Source organism: Bradyrhizobium yuanmingense, assembly GCF_900094575.1.
Lineage (GTDB): Bacteria > Pseudomonadota > Alphaproteobacteria > Rhizobiales > Xanthobacteraceae > Bradyrhizobium > Bradyrhizobium yuanmingense.
The window spans coordinates 1-16,133 of record NZ_FMAE01000034.1 but is presented as its reverse complement, the minus strand read 5'-3'; the positions used below and the strand labels follow the sequence as shown (position 1 = coordinate 16,133).

Here is a 16,133-nt window from a genome sequence, read left to right as displayed (position 1 = left end):
CTCATGCCTCGTCCTCCCCATCTCCGTTCATACTTTTTTTGAGCAGACGGTTCTCCAGGGTCAGATCGGCGACGGCCTCCTTCAAGGCGGCAGCCTCTTGGCGGAGGTCCTTCACCTCGCCGGAGGTCGCAGCTCGCGCCGTGTCGCCGGCCAGGCGGCGCTTGCCGGCCTCGAGAAACTCCTTGGACCAGCCGTAATACATCGAGGCGGCAATGCCTTCTCGGCGGCAAAGCTCGGAGATGTTCTCCTCGCCGCGCAATCCTTCCAGCACTATGCGGATCTTCTCTTCCGCCGAATAATGCCGGCGGGTCTGTCGCCTAATGTCCTTTATAACTTGTTCTGCCGGCGCTTTGCCCGGTCCGGATTTCTGCTTCATCTTCGCTCCTGGTGGCTACGATGAACCAGAAATCCTCCCTCCGCAAAATCCTACAATTTGTCTCACAGGTCCTGACGGCGAACAGTCAGCACGAAGTTGTGCAGCACCGCTTGGAAAGCGATCTCGGGATTTTCTGCCAGCGTATCCCGCAATGCCAGGGTCCGATGCGCCGTCAATTCGGTGATGAGCCGCTTCGGCAGAGGTTTGGTCGCGTCCTCAACGAACCGAACGCGACGATCGGATGCGCGAAGCGTTTGTTCCGTCAGCAAGCGCTGGATCTGGTATGGCTCGTCGTAGCCTGAGCGACTAACCTGCTCCCAGATTTGCTCCTGGCGAGCATGATCGGCAGTCACCGAGATTACCATGAGTTGTTCGAGCGTCATGCCGTCCTCGGCATAGATGTCGTGCAGCTTGTTCGAAACCGAGGCCAGTCGAAGTCGCTGCTTCACGATAGACGGCGTCACAAAATGCCGGGCAGCGATGTCTTCCTCGCTCATGCCGCCTTGCTGGAGCACTGGAAGGCGCAGAACTGATCGAGGGGGCAGGCCGACCCGCTCGTCTTTCTCCGCGAGCGAGTCGTCTTCCGATCGGCACCAAATCACCATTTGAAAAACCGTCTTAGTTCGGTCGTCTCAAACGGTTCGTGAGGGTAAGTCCTTGAAGAACTTGGTGGGCGCACCAGGGCTCGAACCTGGGACCCGCTGATTAAGAGTCAGCTGCTCGAATCCGAAGAAGCGCATTGTTTGTCGGTTTTGAGTAGCGATGCAAGCTCGCGTCGGAAGCTAAGACGGCCACGCGACGAGAACATCACCTGACACTAGGGCAGATCCCACAACGGGAAGCGTAGCATCAGCGCTCTTGATCCTTCGTTCTTACTTGCCTTTCACGACGCGCCTGGTCGTTGTCGGTTCCAGCTTGGGCGCGCTCCTGAACGGAAGCTAGAATATTCGCCCGCGGGAACGAATGCCCCTTCTCAAGATGTTCGGCGATCCGCTCCTTGGCGAAAGCCATGATGCTCCGACGAGCATTCTCATCGCGCGGCAGCGCGCGTTCGACGAGCTTGTTGATGAGGACAATCTGGGATTGGGCCGCGAGCAGGTCGGAATCATGGGCGGCTGCCGTCCGCTCTGGACGGCGTGCCTCCACCGTTACACTCCACGTGTTGCGCCACATCTGGCGCCGTTCAATGCCAGCGGCTCCTGTGGCGGCGTCTATGGAATTTATCGCCCTCATGACTGGTTCAACGCCATCCCTTCGCAGAGAGATGCGGTCGCCAGGCCTGGCGCCACTGTCTGCGACGTCAGTTACAACTCCGACGCCCCACACCTGATGTCGGCGGCCATCGTCCAGTTCGATGGCTACATAGGTTGATGGCTCCGCGTCGGGACGGTTGCGGTAGGGGCCAATACCGACCTCCATCAGACGTCCGGAAACGCCGTTGTCGTAATCGAGCCTATCCGCCTGGGTTGACCTGTCGGAGGTCGAGCGAGCCCCTACATCCTTGGTCTGGGCGCGGGCTCGATCCCATGCGGCTCGTCGGTCAGCGAGCGCCTGGCTATCAAGCTCGTTTGGCTCATAGCCCTTCACATCCATCCCGCGCGCGCCAGCCTCGAGCCAGGCCTGGCGTCGGAACTCGACGGAACCACGGACGTGAAGGGCCTCCCACTGGCGATGTTGTGCCACGCTGACCATGTCCCGGATCACCTCAGCGGCAGCTATGCGGGTGACGAGGCGATCGTCAGTGGCCTTGAACGCGAGGTACTCTTTCCGCTCATCGGCATAGAGCCGTGCTTCGCGGCTAGATCCATCCTTTTCGGAATCACTGGTCACCAGGTAATATTTGCGGCGGATGCGATCCGGGAGAGCATTGTCGAGCGGTTCCGTGGAGGAGGACTTGTCAGTGGCTGGCTCGCTCCCGGAGTCGTCGCCCCTCTTGTCTCGGTTGGAAGCGTCCGCGGCGCGACGTTGCCGTTCGAGGCTGAACTCGTTGCTGTCATCACGTGTGTGGTTCATGCTGCTGCTCGTTCCGCTTGCGGCCGGGCCGTCGCGCCGGCGGGATGGCCTGGGCGTCGATATAATTCAGAACCCAGGCCTTCATGTCGTCTTCGGAAAGGCCTTCGAGGTCGACATTCACGTCACCGAAATCGAAACTGGCACCGGCCGGCATCGTGGAGGGATCGGCGACCTCATCGTCGGTCATGGGCCGCGACCGGAAGACTGCGCGCAATTCCGCTATTTCAGAGCGCAGCTCCTTGATTTCGGCATCGAGCAGTGCGTTTGAGCGTCCCTTGGGTAGTTCTGGGGCTGGTGCCGGCAGCAATCGCTCCAGAAAAGACTTGTCCTCGTAATAGATGATCTTGTCGGCGATGATGGGTGGAATGCCCGTGCCGAGAATGAAGGCCTTGGATTTCGGAAGAAGCTTGAGCTCTTGCGGTAGCATCAGAGCGCGACGATGCTCGGACACGGTCTCGCTGATCGCGCGCATCGCCAGCCCTTTCGGCCCACTGCGACTGCGCGCGTTCACGGTCTCGTAGCCGATGCGCTCCGAGAGCTCATTTGCCACGTCGTGCTCCTTCGGAGCAAACACGACCTCGACAGCGTGATTGGTCATAAAATTACGCGCGGCATCGATCCCGTAGATCGCGCGTAGCTGCGCCGGGCTCTGGATCACCGTGAGAAGGCGGATGCCGTAGCCGGCGATGAACGCGACCGATTTCGCCAGCACGTTGACATTGCCCAGCGCTGGAAATTCGTCCAGCAAGAGCAGCACCTTGCGAGCGAGTTTTGGGTTTTGTTCGGGTAGTTCGCGAGTGTTGAGGTCGACCACCTGCTGGAAGAAGAGATTCAGGAGCGGCGCCATGCGGTCGAGATTGTCAGGCGTCACACCAAGATAGATTGACATGGGAGCTTGGCGGAGCTGCCGCAGATCAAAATCATTGGCCGACGTCGCAGCATCGATGCGGGGATTGAGCCAGAGACCGAGCCGCGCCGTTACGGTCTTGCGCACCGAGTTCAAGGTGTTCTCGGACGCGGCGAGGAAATCATTCAGCGCCGTGATACAGTTCCGCGACAGCGGGGAAGGACCCGCCTTGCGATCGCCGATGATCTTGTCGAAGTGGGCTTTGAGGTCCTGAGTCGCCGATAGCTGGCGCAGGATCTCGCCGATCGTCAGTGGCAAGCCCGGCGTTTCCGCGACATAGCCGCCGATCGCCACAAAGGATGAACGAGCCGCCTCGAACCAGAACGGGTCGCCGCGGCTCTCAGCCGGAAACAGCATCACTGCGATGCGCTGCAGATCGTCATAGAGATCTGTGGGATCGCTGCGCACATAGCCCAGCGGATTATAGCGCGCGGTGCGACCGTTCTCGTCGAGCGGATCGAACAGATGGACCTCCTGTCCGTGGCTAAAGCGAAAGCCGGCCGAGCGATCCCAATTCTCCTTCTTCACATCCAGCGCAACAACTGAATCGGGCCAATTAAGCAAATTTGGAATGACATAGCCGACCCCCTTGCCGGCGCGGGTTGGGGCGTAGAGGAGGACATGCTCCGATCCGCCAAAGCAGAGCAATTTGCCGTCCTTTCGGCCGAGCAGCAGGCCTTCCTCCGATCGCAGGCCTGCGGCCCTAATCTCCCGCTCGGAAGCGAAACGGGCCTTGCCGTGAAGGGGAAGCGGGCGCTGCCGGAGAATGGCACCGAGCAGACCAAAGACCACAATCAAGCCGGCTAGAGTTGACAGGGTTAGCCAGCGGTCGAAACGCGGGTCAGCGCCATAACGCGGCCAGCCTGTGGCGATCTCCGACCAGTGAAAGCCGCCATCGTGAAGCCTGAGCCCGAGCAGCAGAACGTTGGAGGCGACTAGCAGGAACACTGCGGCGGCCGCGAAGGCAAGCGCCGTGCCCTGGGCCGCCTTAACGGGCGTGGTCGCGCTTGCGAACGGGGTCATAGTAGATTTCCGAGATGCGGTAGCGGCCATTACGCTTCTGCATCTGGACTACTATGTCGACGAGATGCAGCAGGAGCGAACGAATATCGTCGCGATGAAGGTCACGTCCCTCCGCACTCTCCTTGACCAGCAAGGTCATTTGTTCGAAGGCAAGGCGGGCGCTGTCTGCGTGAACTGTCGTGATCGATCCTGGGTGCCCCGAATTCACATTCCTGAGATAAAAGAAGGCGGTGCCGTCGCGCAGCTCCTGCAGCAGAATGCGGTCAGGCCGCATGCGCAATGACGATTCCAGGAGTTCGCGGGGGCCGATCCTGGCGACACCCTGCCCATCCTTGGCATAGAGCAGCCGGACCGAGTTCTGGTGTGGAATTGTAAGCTCGACGGTATCCTCGATGGTGATGAGCCGTTCATGCGCGGGAATCGCGGCAATCAGCGCCTTGGACAGAGTGGTTTTGCCCGAGCCGGTCGCCCCAGAGATCAGGATATTGCGGCGGGTGGCCACCGCAAGCTCGAGGAACTCACGCCATTGACCAGCTTCCTTCAGAGCGAGCAATCGATGCTCGTCGGCCTCCAGCTCGTCACTCGCGGAGCGGACCTCATCGAACAGCTTTACCCGCTCAAGATCGTCCATGTTCATGGTCAGTGTCGAGGGCTTGCGGATTGTGAGGCTGATCGTGCCAGCAGGCACGGCTGGCGGCACGACGATCTGGCAGCGCTCCTCGCCGATCAGGCTGGTCGATACCACCGGGTATTCCGGCCCGATGTCCTGACGAGTGTGACTGGCGGCCGCGGTCGCAAGGTGGGAGAGATAGGTGTGCGTGAGGGCTGCGACTTCATGCCGGGTCCAGCCAGTGGGCCCCTCCACGAAAACCTCGCCTGGACGGTTGACAACGATTTCAGTGAGAGTGTTGTCGGCGAGGTATGGCGCCAGCGGCTCAAGGTAGCGCGCCAGCACCAACCGTCCGCCATCATGATTGACCGATGCGCCTGCGCTCATTTCGTCACCACAGCAGAGCCAACGATGCCTCCGGGGAGGGTGCGGTCGAGGATCTGGGTGCGGTTTTCGATCCGTTTGAGTTGGTAGACCGACGAGAAATCGAGGTCGCGTGCGACAAAGATATTCACGAGCTCACCCTGGTTCTTGTTCAGCGTCGGCGGGATGTTGATTGACTGCTCGACGGCGATGCCGGCGGCGGTGTTTGTCGCGCCAGCGGTGTTGTTGATCTGGATCGAGCCATCTTGCAATTGCTGGCGTCCAATGGAGGAGGCATCGCCAACGATCGACAGCAACAGCGCCGAACCGAAGCGCTCCCAGAAATGCGTGTCGATGTCGCCGTCGAACCCTGCGCGGCCGAGCGCATCCGTGGCAGGGGAGGCCAGCGCCACGATCACTCCTGTCGGCGTCTTGGCGCGCGCCCATAGCACAAACATCCGTTTGGAGCCGCGCCGGACATTGCCACGATATTCCCCGACGACTTGCGTGCCTTTTTCCATCAGCACCACGTTGCCGGAATCCGACATCACATCTCGCAACACGACACAGGAGACGAAGCCCGCCACATCCGACGTCATCGCGGTCTCCAGCACGCAAGGGATCGATGTGCCCTGGGTGACCAGAAGATTGCGATTGGGAAGCCGGGCCGCGCGCACGCCTTCGATTGGCGTGGGTTTCAACTTGTCCGCAAGCTCGTTGCGTGGCTCGGGCCGCCCAAAATCATAGGGATCGAGAGCACCGCTTGCGGTCAGGCCGTCACGGGGCGGACGCCCCGATGCGACCGGCCGGTTATAGGCAAGCACCGGCGCGCGCCGCGCGCTTTCGAGCATTTGGTCCGCGGCGGGTACGGCGGCCGCCGGTGTGACAGCAATAGGTGCGACCGGAATGGACGCGGTGGTGATGGGTGCGGCAGGTGGCTCCGCGGCGGGCTCGAAGGCGGCCGCCTGGCGGATCATGAGTTTGCGGGCGGACTCGCCGACCGGCTTGTCGCTTTTCCAGGTGCCCCAGATGATCAGAAAGGCCAATGCGGTCAGCGCGAGCGCGCCGAAACCGCGCTTGAGCATGGCTGCTCGACCATTGTCCCCTCCTCCCACCGGGGTAATGCCACGTTCGCCGGCAAGTATCTCGTTCTCATGCTCGGTCATGTTGTGCCCGCCTATCGTGCCCTTGTGGTTGGAGATGACCTCTTCGCCCGCCGCTCGACCGAGGGGCTCGTGGTGTTGGTACCGGGGTTGACCCCGACCGCATCGAAGGCTTCGTTGAAGATGCAGAGCACGATGTCGCCCTTGCGCAGCCGAAACTCGCGAGCTGTTGCGTGGACCACCACCAGCTCGCCGCGGACATCCTTAGGGACGAGACTTTCAGAGCCGTCCGAGTTGATCAGATAGATCGCCGGGGTCTCGCGATTGCCTGCGAAGCGGAACGTGGTCTCCTTGCCATCGTCGAAGACGGCTTCGGGTTCGAGGTCGATCGAGCCCTGGGCCGAAAAACGCCAGTTACGCGCACCATAGGCATGATGCAGGTCAAAGGTCTGATCGATCAGGGCGCCTTCCCGCTCGGCGCCCCGAGCGGCCGCCTCAACGCGCCGGCGCTCGATTTCGTCGCCGGGATAGGCAAAACGGACGACGAAGTAGCTGTCCGCGAGCGTGGTCTCGGCGATCGACAGCTCAAATTGATAGGAGCGCTTGCGCCCGTCGGGGCGGGTGGTGACGACCTGCAGATTGGTCGGTGGATGTTTTTCGCGGGGCTTGAGGAAGAGAATCGAACCTGCAGGCGCAACCTCCCATGCGATGGCGTCGCCGATGGCGACATGCGCTATCTCCTCGTCATCGGCAAACACGACCTGGGTCGAGGCGCGGATGACGCCGTTGAGGCGGACCACATTGGCTGGGTCATAGGTCACAGTGCGCACGCGTGCATCGTGTTGGCCAGGTACCGGCTGCTGCAGCGCCAGCACGGGCCCGACACATCCGAGAGCCAAAATGATCAGAGGCGCGAGACGTTTCATGGCACGACCTCCGGATCGGCACGATATTCCGAAACCAGAAAGCCGAGCGGATTGATTAGGCGGTCGGCAGAGGACATCGGGGCGTTGGCGTAAGAGAAGGTCAGGGTCGAGACCCAATGGGTCACATGGGTCTCCTCGCCCTTGCGGACCTCTTTCATGAACCGCACAGATGCGACATTATCGGCAAGCAGCGAAATCGCCTTGATCCGCACCGTCGCAACCCCAAAACGGCCCTGAACGACTTGCGGGCTTTCAGGATTGGAGCCGCGGTACCAGGCTGCGAAGCGAGCTTGCTCGCCCTGCCCCGAAAGCAGCGAAATCGTCCGAAAATTGGTTTCCGCCTCCGGATAGCTGTAGCCTTCCCGCGCGCGGACGTAGCGTCCAAGGAAATACTTGGTGACGGCTTCGTCGTAGCGTGCCGGAGTGGAATTGAGGGCGGAGACGGTGTCGACAATGCCGGTGGCATTGTCGACTCGAATGACGAACGGCTCGACCGTCTTCAGCGGCGCTAGCGCTGCGACAGCACCGACTGAGGCAACCGCCAAGACGCAGGCGCCCGCGGCAATCATCCACGCTGTTCGCCGCGAGCGATGGGCCGACAGAAGCAGATCCTGCTCCCATCGCCGCGCATTCTCGAAATAGCTCTTCAGGTCATCATGCCCGACCATCTCACGCCTCCTTGCCGCAAGAGCGGTAAGAGGCCGCGATGTCCGCCCAGCCGCCGGACCGGGCGAGATGGGTCGAGGGTCCGGACGAGTCGCCCTCGCCCTTCCGGATGATGGGTGCGGATGGCGAAGCTTGCGGCTCAGGTGTCGCGGATGGTGCGCCGGACTCCCAGTCCCACAATGAGCGATTGAGTGGCCGCCGAGCCAGGCCATCGCAGGAAGGCGGCCCCTTTGACCAGTTCGCGCAGCCGCCAAGCTGCCATGCCATGACGCAAATAATGAATAGTCGACGCCACATCGTTCTGATGCCCCTGTCTTTATCGTCGCCTGATGCCGGCGATCTTCGCTTACGTTGTCGAGGTCGCCTGGGATTGGACGCGCCGGATGCTGCCGCCCTGGCGGCCAGCTCGTACCGCGGCGAGACCGCGGCTGGCCGACCAGCGCGCGCCGGCATAGGCTCCTCCTGCCGCGGCCGTGGCATTTGCAATCAGTGGGTTTGTGACCAGCCGGCTTGCGAGCGACGCCCCACCTCCGGCGAGACCGCCTGCGATGGTCGGCAGTTGAAGCGCGATATATCCGGACAGACCGAGCACGGCACTGATGGCGACCGCGGCGACCACCATTTCGCCCGCCGTTCCTGCATTGGCTCCAAACCTGTCGATGAAGCCGCTGACAGTGGACAGCATCAACCCGACCAGCGCGACTACCAGGACCAGCAGGATCACGAAGTTCGCGAGCTGCCGAAGCCAGGCTTCTGTAAACGGGCGCGTTGCCTCAAATAGTCCCAGCGCTATGAAGATCGGGCCGAGTGCGATGACGACGCCTAGACCAACCTTGGCATAGAGCAGGATAGCGAACTGTAAGAAAGAACCAACTGCCACAAAAACGAGAAGAATGCCCGCAATCAGTGCCGGCGCCACATCGGTGATTCCCGCTTGATCGTAGATCTTGTTGGCGACGTCGATCCCTTTGGACAGAAGTTGATCGAAGGGCGCTCCCGAACTGGTATTCAGTCCTGAGCCCGCTAACGCGTTGCCGATTTCTTTCGGCAACGAGTCGAAGAACAGACTCGTGACGTATTGCTGAAACGCGCTGGAATTCGTCGCCAGCAACACCACGATCACGATCCGCATCGCCCGCCAGGCGAATTCCAGGATCGGCTCAGAGATCGCGCCGCGCATCACGGCAAAGCCGTAGAGAATGACGTAGAGCGTCACTGCGGTACGAAGTGGACCATCGATGTAGGTGGCGAGATTCGAGACCGACGTCGACACGAATGCCGTGATCGGTTGCTCGAACTCCTTCAGGAAGCTGTCGAAGACGTTTACGGCCATCGTGGCGGTCCTTACTTCAGGGCGTCCTTCATCTCTTTGACGAAGGCTTTCTTGCGGGCTTCATTGGCGTTGATGCAGTCGGGAGTTTTCCCGCGTTCGCCCGGATTGTCGCGGCACGCCTTGAGAGCCGTGGTGAGCTCGTCCCGGTGATCCAGAAACCAGCCGACGGTCTTGGCTTGTTGACCCTTGTCGGCGTCCTTGCAGCCCGCGAGAGCCGTGGCCCCGGTGAGGAGAAGAATGGCAAGTCTCGTCTTCATTGCAGGGCCGCCTTCATCTCATCGACCAGTTGCCGCCGTCTCTCCCGTTCCCGCTGACCATCCATGTCCACGCGGGCCTGCTGGATCATCGCCAGCCCCTGCATCCGGAGCACGTCGTTCTGCAGCAGCGCCTGTTCGGCCTGCAGCCGGGCCGACAGATCGAGCACTTCCTTGGCGTCGGTCGCTGAGCTGATCCGTGATCTGAGCTCCTCAAGCGCATCGATGCGCTGCGAAGCCGTGTCATAGACGGCTTGGCCAAGGGAATGCTTCGCCCCGGTCTGCCGGGCGATCCGGTCGAGCTCGCTCTGGTAGTACGAATTGCCGCTGTTGCCGGCATAGGCGCGGTTCTGCGAAAGATAGTGGTTAATGGCGTCGGCGAAGTTGCCGCCACCCTGTCCTGCGATGAGACGTTCGATATCTCCGAACTGTTGGGGTAGAACTTTCCGGAACTGTGGCGTATTCAGGAGCGCGCCAATGTCGTTGGCGTTGGTCCGCTTGTTGAAGCTGTCATAGAGCTGCTTGGCCTGGCTCAACTGATCCTGTGCGACCTTGAGCTGCGACGTGAGGGTATCGACCTGCTTCTTCAGTTCGGTCAGTTGCTCAAATTGACGCGCATACACACTTGGATCGAATACGATCTCAGCCGCTGCGGGTCTGGGCATCAAGAGGGTGACGGCAGACAGGGAGGCGAGAACTGTCGGCATATGCCGGACTATCATTGGGCTTTCCTCCGCTCGGCGTGAAATACCGGCAGCCATTGCGCCGGGTCGTCGCCGACCTGCTTGCGAATGCGGTCGAGGAGCTCGACGGTTTCGGTGCGTCCCGATAGGACGGCGAGCGCATCGTCGAAGCCGCCAAGGTCGAGCTCCGCGACCACGGAGTTATGGCCTTGCTTGACCAGGAACCGCCGGCTTTCGGGGGCGAGCTCCTCCTTGATCAGGCGGAATTCCGTGTCGGTCAGATGGAATCCGTCGACATAGTCCGAGCGCGTTCCCCGCGCGTTCGGCAGGAAGATCTGGGTCGGGCATTGTTCGACAATGGTGTGCGCGATCGGCGAGGCCAGCGCGTCGCGTGGCGACTGCGTCCCGAACACGATGACGCCGTTCTGCTTGCGGATGGTCTTGAGCTTGTTGTTGGCGAGATCCCGGAATGCCTCGTCCCCGAGCGCCTTCCAGAACTCGTCGATGTCGATGATCAGGCGCCGACCGTCGATCAGCCGCTCCACGCGATGGAACAGATACATCATCAGCGGCGTGCGCACCGTGGGATGATCCAGGAGGTCGGTCATGTCGAAACCGATGAACCGGGCGTCGAGGCCGATGGCGTCGTGATCCCCATCGAGCGCCCAGCCAAAGGGAGCGCCGCGGCACCATCGCTCGAGCCGTGCACCAATGCCCTCGCGGTCCTGCTGGCCGAGAAAGGCCCGCAGTGTCCCGAACGATCGCTCCGATTGGCGCAATTGACCGAGCGCTCGCAGTCCGGAATCGATGCGCTCCTCTTCGATCACTGTCAGCGGGCGGTCCTCCGGCGTGACCAGCTTCCGGACAAGTTTGCCCAGGAAGGAAAGATTTGCTGGCGTCAGCTCCAGCGCCTTGAGCGGCGCGCAGCCGGTCGGGACGCCGTTGTGGAGCGTCAGATAGGTGCCGCCGGCAGCGCGCACGAAAATCTCGGCACCACGATCCTTGTCGAAGAAGACGTAGGACGCTCCTAACCGCTCGGCCTGCGACAGCAGGAAATTCTGTACGACGGTCTTGCCGGAGCCTGAGGGGCCGCAGATGAAGGTGTTGCCGAGGTCGCCATGATGAAAGGAAAAATAGAACGGCGAGCCGGACACCGTCTTGAGCATTGCCACCGCCTGGCCCCAGTGGTTGCCCGCAGACTTCCCTGTAGGATAGGTGTGGAACGGAGAGAATGCCGCGAAATTCCGCGAGTTGATCGCACCCGTGCGTGCCCGGTATTTGAAGAGTCCGGGAAGCTGGGCCCAATAGGCGGCTTCAAGTCCGAGATCTTCCCGTGCGACCACGGCACCCGCATCGGCCAGTGCGCGCCGGGCCACGCTCATGTGCTCCTGCAATTGGGACGGCGTATCGGCGTAGACCAGGAGCGAGAGGTGATGGTCTCCAAGCACGAATCGGTTGGATTCGAGATCGTCGAGCGCGTCAGAGAGCTCGTCGATCTGTGAGGCGGCCGGATCCTGGGCCGAGACCAGTTGGTTCTGCTTGCGCGTCAGCACCGTCTTGGCGTCGGCCTTCGCCATAAACGCGAATGACTGTGTGACGATGAGCTCAAACGGCGCCGATAGCAGCGCGTTTAGCAGGCCAGGCTTGGTGGATGCGGGATATTCCTTCAGCCCGAACATGCCAGCGAAGCGCGATCCGCCGGCACCTCGGATCTCGAGTGCTTCGCGGCCGAAGATGACGCGATTGGAATAGAGCGCGGGGCCGACCGGCCCTTGCGGCAACGGCATCGCCATCCACTCCCCAGAGGCGAGCGCGTGGAGCAGCTCCATCGGTTCTGAGAAGGTGATGCCGTCGCGCTCGACCAATCCAACCGCACGGGCGCCGTAGCGGTCGAGGGCTGCAACGATGTCTCGTGTTGCGTCGTCAAGCCGCTTCAGGGCGGCGCTGTCGACTTCGGCGGAATTTGCGGCGCGGCGGCTGAGCCTCCGAAAGAATGCAGCCGCCGTATCGGTTGGCGCACGACCCGGGTGACAAACCAGGGTCAGATATAGATCGTTGCGAAAAAGCGCTTCCTTGCAAAGCTGCTCTCGATATTGTGCGTCAAGTGCGGCTGCAAAGGCCGACCGAAAGGTACCGTCCGGATAGATGGACGTCCGGCGCCGCACCAGATGGGTCCAGAGCGCGAGCTGCGGATCCGCAACATTGCGCAGGGTCAGATTCAGCTTGCTGTGAAGATCGTTCAGGTCCGATGTCTCGGCCGTCTCGAAGGAAGTGCCGTCGATCCGGATCACCGTCGCCAGGGCTCGGGTCGTGAGACTGATCGCCGTGTTGGTGACATGGCGGCCGAACGGCAGGTAGGCGTCGGGCTCGATCTCCCGGGTTTTCAGCGCCCTGTTACGCATAATTAAGGTCCCCTGTTCGATATCGCCGCAGGAGTTTGAGGGGCGTGCACGACGAGCCGCCCCAGAATGTCGCGTTGCGCGCGCGGCCTCGGGTTTCGATCCAGGCAAGCAGGATTCGGAACATGTTGGGGTCGTGCCGGCAAATGATGCGGCAAAGCCCATGGATCGGAATTGCGACCAGGCCGTAGACGATGCTCCCGGCCACCAGGAACAGGATGCAGGAGAACATCACGTTGAGCGCCATGGCTTCCATGGTGACACCGGCGACCATGGCGGGCCGCGTACAGGCGAGGAACAAGGTATCCTCGTTGAGACGCGCTGCCTCGATCATCAGTGACCCCCGGTCAAGGTCGAGACCACTTCGGAAGCACCGAACGTGATGGCGACGCCCAGCACGACATAAGCGGCCTTGCGCAGATCGAGATACCCGAACATCCATGCGATGCCGACGATAATGACCGCCAGCGTTGCCAGCAGACGAGCAACGTTGCCGGTCAGCATGTTCACGATGTTCTGCAGCACGCCTTCGATGTTCGCGGTCTGCGCCAGCGCCGGCTCGACCAACGCGATGCTGAGGACGGCTCCCATGCAAAGGAGAGCAGCGGAGTGTTTAAGAGGAGAAGTCATGGCATGGCTCCGATTGGCACCGCAGCCGGACCCGAGCCCGGACCACGGTATTGAGTTGAGGGGGAAAAACGACGTTTTCTCATCGTTCGTAGACGAAGGCTGACGTGCCTTGTCCCGAGTGATAGACGTCCCAGCGCGGGTGCTCACTGGCAGAGGTTGCGGGTGGATTGATTGTCGTATCGCCGCTGGGGCGGTTACGGCCGGTGGTCGCCGTCGGCTGGATGCCAGCCTCGGAGGCTCGGCTGGGAGATTTGGACGCAAAGCTCGCAACAACCTCGGCAGTCGCCTGGTCGTGATTTGCGCTTTTGATGCTCGCCGCTTGCAGGCGCAGGTCGAATAATCTGCCAAGGCCAGCAATGTGCTGGCACGGATCGAAGGTGGTGGCAGCCGTCAGCCCTGCCTTCTTTGTATCCTCGGCATCAAGTTGGGCGAGACCGGTTCGGACCTGCTGGCCGCTAGCGATGGCTTCGGTTGCGAGCTGGATGGCTTCGTCACGATCGGTCGCCTGAATCGGAATCGGTTTGCGCCCATAAATGGTGATGAGCAGCGGCTCGAATGAGCTCGCCTGCCGCACGATGGCGGTCAGCGGCCGGGCCATTGCGGTCGGGGCGCATCGTTCGACCAGAGCTGCGAACGCAGCGGGATCCATGGTAAGAGCCTTGTCAGGAGCTGATGACGTTCGGTGTTAGGCAGCGATCGCCACGTTTGATGGCGCCTCAATTACACGGCCCGAGAACTGCCCAGCCGCTCGGATCGCGCCGAGAGCCTCACAGGAGATCGGCAACAAGCCGGCTACGGCATTGGTCGAGCCGATTTGGCGGGGCAAGCCGAGGCGATCGAGATGCCATCCGGCCCGACGCAGGATACGTTCCATGCGCAGATCAGTGACGGTTGCGATGGCCTGAAGATTGTGCTGCTGCCCCCATTCAAGCATGGCGCCAAGCAGCAGGAACGTCGCTTTGCGCAGCCCATTCTCTGCTGTTGCCGCCGCACTCTTGGTGTCAACGCAAAAGCGCGAGCTCTCCCAAATCGTGGTCGCTTTCGGAGCCGGGTTGCCATCAAGCAACACTGGGAACGTATCGGCGAGCATGTTGCGCCCGGTGGTGGGGAGCAGGCGAACACACCCAACAACGTCACCCTGTTCCAGCGCCAGGAGATAAGTCGGATTGAAGGTGTCGTACTGATCGATCTCCAATCCGTTGGAAACAGAGACGTCCCAGTCGAGCCGGTCCTTGAATACTCGCCCTCGTAGGCGATGCATTCCTGGCGCTAGTTCGGAGTCCTGCAGGAGGGCCGCACGGCTACGCACAATGACCTTCATTCTTAACCTCAAACCTACGAATCACAGCTTCGAGATCAAGAAAGCAGCCACGGTCATGCCGTTGCGCTGTCAGTTCTGACAGGGAGAGTTTGGAATCGTTCTTGCCGCAAAGCTGCCGCAACGTCGCAATAAATGCCTGCACGTGGAACGCGAATCGTTAGAAGTTTCGCGTTGTGGGGACTTAAGAAACGACTGAAGTGGCGCAATGAAAGATGTCAAAAGAGCATGCGATGAATTTGTCGATTGTCTTCACACTGCTCAAACAGAAGATGATTTTCGACGTGTTGCGGAACGAGCCGCGCACGCTTTGGGGTTCCGATGGTTTGCTTATTTTGGCCAGCGCTCAAATGGCCCCAATCTGATCTCATCCTATCCAAAGAGCTGGATCAGCCACTATTTTCGGGAGGGCTATCACAACATCGATCCCGTTCTTCAGGAGCCGCGAAATACGAGCCGAGTATTGCTGTGGGATGGCCGCGAGGCGCGAAGCGCAAGATCACCGAAAGAGCGCCGTCTGTTTGACGATGCATTAAGTTTCAAAATCAGGACCGGCCTGACCGTTCGCATTCCCTCGAGTCAAAACCAGTTCGCGGCGTTTACGCTGGCGGTCGACGAGCGCAGCCTTGGACTCGATCGTTTCATGGAGACCTCACAGGACATTTTGAAAACGGTGGGTCTCACCTACCATGCGCATGTGAGTGCCAAGATTGGACGCGCCTCGGCAGAAAGGGAAATCATCAACCCGCTGACGCAGCGCGAACGGCAGTGTCTCGCCTGGATCTCCGATGGCAAGACGATGCAGGATATTGCCCAGCTCCTTGGCGTTAGCTCGCGGGGTGTGAAGTTTCATCTGGACAACGCCAGGCGCAATCTTGCTGCATTGACCCTCCCGCACGCTGTGGCGCTCGCGTTTCGTCAGGGATTGCTCCCGTAATGCAAAACAGCTGTCCGGCTTGTAAGAAGTTCCAAGAGTGACGGTTCAAGCTGGATGGCCACGTCAGGCGGTTGCATTCAAGGCGCGGGATTTTTGGGCACATAACCACGGCTTTTTTGCGGGCGAGCCAAGCCTCGAGCGCTTCGACGGCCTGGACCCTTCCAGCAAACAGATCCATCCGCCGGCGGCCGCGTTGGCCGAGACGCCCCCATTCGCGCACCAACGCCGTATCACCGAACAGAGTCGGTTCGATCGTGAGGACATAGAACCTGGCCATATTGCAGGCCGGATCGCGCCGTTGGAGCACGAGGTATGGCACCGTGAGTTCGGACATGCGTAAGAATCGCAACTGTCGGAACCACCGTCCAATTAAGTTAGCGAATCGATCATGCGGCTCAATTCAGAAGTTTAATACCGGTGATGACAGCCATTGAGGTGTTCAGCGATCGGACTCGGAAAATATATCGGCTGTTGTGCGCCTCTGGCTGCGAAGAAAGCGGGCGTCGCCCTGCGGGCCGGGCTGTTGGCTACGCTGAAGCCCCCGCGTAGCGGGTCTTCCCCCTTACGGGCTGCCATCCCTGACGCGAAGCGG

General features: G+C 61.0%; 17 protein-coding genes and 1 pseudogene. 1 reads left to right on the top strand and 17 read right to left on the bottom strand.

The window, feature by feature from the left end; all coding sequences use genetic code 11:
• The 16 genes and pseudogenes from GA0061099_RS37010 to GA0061099_RS36930 form a co-directional block, all read right to left on the bottom strand.
• Positions 1 to 376 (bottom strand): annotated as a pseudogene (locus GA0061099_RS37010) (transposase); the annotation flags it as partial.
• 62 nt (positions 377 to 438) lie between these two features.
• Complete coding sequence (locus GA0061099_RS43260; RefSeq protein WP_420886584.1) at positions 439 to 873, bottom strand: hypothetical protein; 435 nt, start codon at positions 871 to 873, stop codon at positions 439 to 441.
• Positions 874 to 1,225: 352 nt separating this feature from the next.
• Positions 1,226 to 2,389, bottom strand: coding sequence for an LPD7 domain-containing protein (locus GA0061099_RS37000; RefSeq protein ID WP_074448534.1), 1,164 nt, complete (start codon positions 2,387 to 2,389; stop codon positions 1,226 to 1,228).
• Positions 2,373 to 4,319 carry a type IV secretory system conjugative DNA transfer family protein gene (locus GA0061099_RS36995; RefSeq protein ID WP_074448533.1) on the bottom strand — a complete coding sequence of 649 codons (1,947 nt, stop codon included), beginning with the start codon at positions 4,317 to 4,319 and terminating at the stop codon, positions 2,373 to 2,375. Before GA0061099_RS36995 ends, GA0061099_RS37000 begins: the two co-directional genes overlap by 17 nt.
• Positions 4,285 to 5,316 carry a P-type DNA transfer ATPase VirB11 gene (gene virB11, locus GA0061099_RS36990; RefSeq protein ID WP_074448532.1) on the bottom strand — a complete coding sequence of 344 codons (1,032 nt, stop codon included), beginning with the start codon at positions 5,314 to 5,316 and terminating at the stop codon, positions 4,285 to 4,287. The genes GA0061099_RS36995 and virB11 overlap by 35 nt, the downstream gene beginning before the upstream one ends.
• A complete protein-coding gene (gene virB10, locus GA0061099_RS36985) occupies positions 5,313 to 6,458 on the bottom strand; it encodes a type IV secretion system protein VirB10 (RefSeq protein ID WP_074448531.1) in 1,146 nt (381 codons plus the stop codon). The genes virB11 and virB10 overlap by 4 nt, the downstream gene beginning before the upstream one ends.
• Before the next feature lie 11 nt (positions 6,459 to 6,469).
• Positions 6,470 to 7,321: a P-type conjugative transfer protein VirB9 gene (virB9, locus tag GA0061099_RS36980; RefSeq protein WP_074448530.1), complete on the bottom strand. Its 852-nt coding sequence runs from the start codon at positions 7,319 to 7,321 to the stop codon at positions 6,470 to 6,472.
• Positions 7,318 to 7,989: a VirB8 family type IV secretion system protein gene (locus GA0061099_RS36975; RefSeq protein WP_074448529.1), complete on the bottom strand. Its 672-nt coding sequence runs from the start codon at positions 7,987 to 7,989 to the stop codon at positions 7,318 to 7,320. The genes virB9 and GA0061099_RS36975 overlap by 4 nt, the downstream gene beginning before the upstream one ends.
• Positions 7,990 to 8,333: 344 nt before the next feature.
• Positions 8,334 to 9,320, bottom strand: coding sequence for a TrbL/VirB6 family protein (locus GA0061099_RS36965; protein WP_074448527.1), 987 nt, complete (start codon positions 9,318 to 9,320; stop codon positions 8,334 to 8,336).
• An 11-nt stretch (positions 9,321 to 9,331) separates the two neighbouring features.
• Positions 9,332 to 9,577: an EexN family lipoprotein gene (locus tag GA0061099_RS36960; RefSeq protein WP_074448526.1), complete on the bottom strand. Its 246-nt coding sequence runs from the start codon at positions 9,575 to 9,577 to the stop codon at positions 9,332 to 9,334.
• Positions 9,574 to 10,296, bottom strand: a complete 723-nt coding sequence (gene virB5 / locus GA0061099_RS36955) for a P-type DNA transfer protein VirB5 (protein WP_074448525.1) — start codon at positions 10,294 to 10,296, stop codon at positions 9,574 to 9,576. The genes GA0061099_RS36960 and virB5 overlap by 4 nt, the downstream gene beginning before the upstream one ends.
• Positions 10,293 to 12,659: a VirB4 family type IV secretion/conjugal transfer ATPase gene (locus GA0061099_RS36950; RefSeq protein ID WP_074448524.1), complete on the bottom strand. Its 2,367-nt coding sequence runs from the start codon at positions 12,657 to 12,659 to the stop codon at positions 10,293 to 10,295. The genes virB5 and GA0061099_RS36950 overlap by 4 nt, the downstream gene beginning before the upstream one ends.
• Positions 12,652 to 12,990, bottom strand: a complete 339-nt coding sequence (locus tag GA0061099_RS36945; protein ID WP_074448523.1) for a VirB3 family type IV secretion system protein — start codon at positions 12,988 to 12,990, stop codon at positions 12,652 to 12,654. Before GA0061099_RS36945 ends, GA0061099_RS36950 begins: the two co-directional genes overlap by 8 nt.
• Positions 12,990 to 13,286, bottom strand: coding sequence for a TrbC/VirB2 family protein (locus tag GA0061099_RS36940; protein WP_036029551.1), 297 nt, complete (start codon positions 13,284 to 13,286; stop codon positions 12,990 to 12,992). Before GA0061099_RS36940 ends, GA0061099_RS36945 begins: the two co-directional genes overlap by 1 nt.
• A gap of 79 nt (positions 13,287 to 13,365) precedes the next feature.
• Positions 13,366 to 13,935: a lysozyme family protein gene (locus tag GA0061099_RS36935; RefSeq protein WP_074448522.1), complete on the bottom strand. Its 570-nt coding sequence runs from the start codon at positions 13,933 to 13,935 to the stop codon at positions 13,366 to 13,368.
• Between the two features lie 36 nt (positions 13,936 to 13,971).
• Entirely contained in the window at positions 13,972 to 14,607 is a 636-nt protein-coding gene (locus GA0061099_RS36930) for an acyl-homoserine-lactone synthase (protein ID WP_074448521.1), read from the bottom strand.
• Positions 14,608 to 14,812: 205 nt separating this feature from the next.
• On the opposite strand from GA0061099_RS36930, the gene GA0061099_RS36925 reads away from it, so the two are divergent.
• The gene (locus tag GA0061099_RS36925; RefSeq protein WP_074448520.1) at positions 14,813 to 15,541 is read left to right on the top strand and encodes a helix-turn-helix transcriptional regulator; all 729 of its coding nucleotides are present in this window, start codon (positions 14,813 to 14,815) and stop codon (positions 15,539 to 15,541) included.
• On the opposite strand, the gene GA0061099_RS42475 is transcribed toward GA0061099_RS36925, so the two are convergent.
• Positions 15,432 to 15,818, bottom strand: a complete 387-nt coding sequence (locus GA0061099_RS42475; protein ID WP_244621029.1) for a WGR domain-containing protein — start codon at positions 15,816 to 15,818, stop codon at positions 15,432 to 15,434. The genes GA0061099_RS36925 and GA0061099_RS42475 overlap by 110 nt on opposite strands.
• Between the last annotated feature and the right edge of the window lie 315 nt (positions 15,819 to 16,133).

Coding starts and splice junctions, on each gene's coding strand:
- GA0061099_RS36950 (WP_074448524.1), bottom strand. CDS start 12,659: ATGCGTAACAGGGCGCTGAAAACCCGGGAGATCGAGCCCGACGCCTAC.
- GA0061099_RS36975 (WP_074448529.1), bottom strand. CDS start 7,989: ATGGTCGGGCATGATGACCTGAAGAGCTATTTCGAGAATGCGCGGCGA.
- GA0061099_RS36965 (WP_074448527.1), bottom strand. CDS start 9,320: ATGGCCGTAAACGTCTTCGACAGCTTCCTGAAGGAGTTCGAGCAACCG.
- virB9 (WP_074448530.1), bottom strand. CDS start 7,321: ATGAAACGTCTCGCGCCTCTGATCATTTTGGCTCTCGGATGTGTCGGG.
- GA0061099_RS36960 (WP_074448526.1), bottom strand. CDS start 9,577: ATGAAGACGAGACTTGCCATTCTTCTCCTCACCGGGGCCACGGCTCTC.
- GA0061099_RS36995 (WP_074448533.1), bottom strand. CDS start 4,319: ATGACCCCGTTCGCAAGCGCGACCACGCCCGTTAAGGCGGCCCAGGGC.
- virB10 (WP_074448531.1), bottom strand. CDS start 6,458: ATGACCGAGCATGAGAACGAGATACTTGCCGGCGAACGTGGCATTACC.
- virB11 (WP_074448532.1), bottom strand. CDS start 5,316: ATGAGCGCAGGCGCATCGGTCAATCATGATGGCGGACGGTTGGTGCTG.
- GA0061099_RS42475 (WP_244621029.1), bottom strand. CDS start 15,818: ATGGCCAGGTTCTATGTCCTCACGATCGAACCGACTCTGTTCGGTGAT.
- GA0061099_RS37000 (WP_074448534.1), bottom strand. CDS start 2,389: ATGAACCACACACGTGATGACAGCAACGAGTTCAGCCTCGAACGGCAA.
- virB5 (WP_074448525.1), bottom strand. CDS start 10,296: ATGATAGTCCGGCATATGCCGACAGTTCTCGCCTCCCTGTCTGCCGTC.
- GA0061099_RS36935 (WP_074448522.1), bottom strand. CDS start 13,935: ATGGATCCCGCTGCGTTCGCAGCTCTGGTCGAACGATGCGCCCCGACC.
- GA0061099_RS43260 (WP_420886584.1), bottom strand. CDS start 873: ATGAGCGAGGAAGACATCGCTGCCCGGCATTTTGTGACGCCGTCTATC.
- GA0061099_RS36940 (WP_036029551.1), bottom strand. CDS start 13,286: ATGACTTCTCCTCTTAAACACTCCGCTGCTCTCCTTTGCATGGGAGCC.
- GA0061099_RS36945 (WP_074448523.1), bottom strand. CDS start 12,990: ATGATCGAGGCAGCGCGTCTCAACGAGGATACCTTGTTCCTCGCCTGT.
- GA0061099_RS36930 (WP_074448521.1), bottom strand. CDS start 14,607: ATGAAGGTCATTGTGCGTAGCCGTGCGGCCCTCCTGCAGGACTCCGAA.
- GA0061099_RS36925 (WP_074448520.1), top strand. CDS start 14,813: ATGAAAGATGTCAAAAGAGCATGCGATGAATTTGTCGATTGTCTTCAC.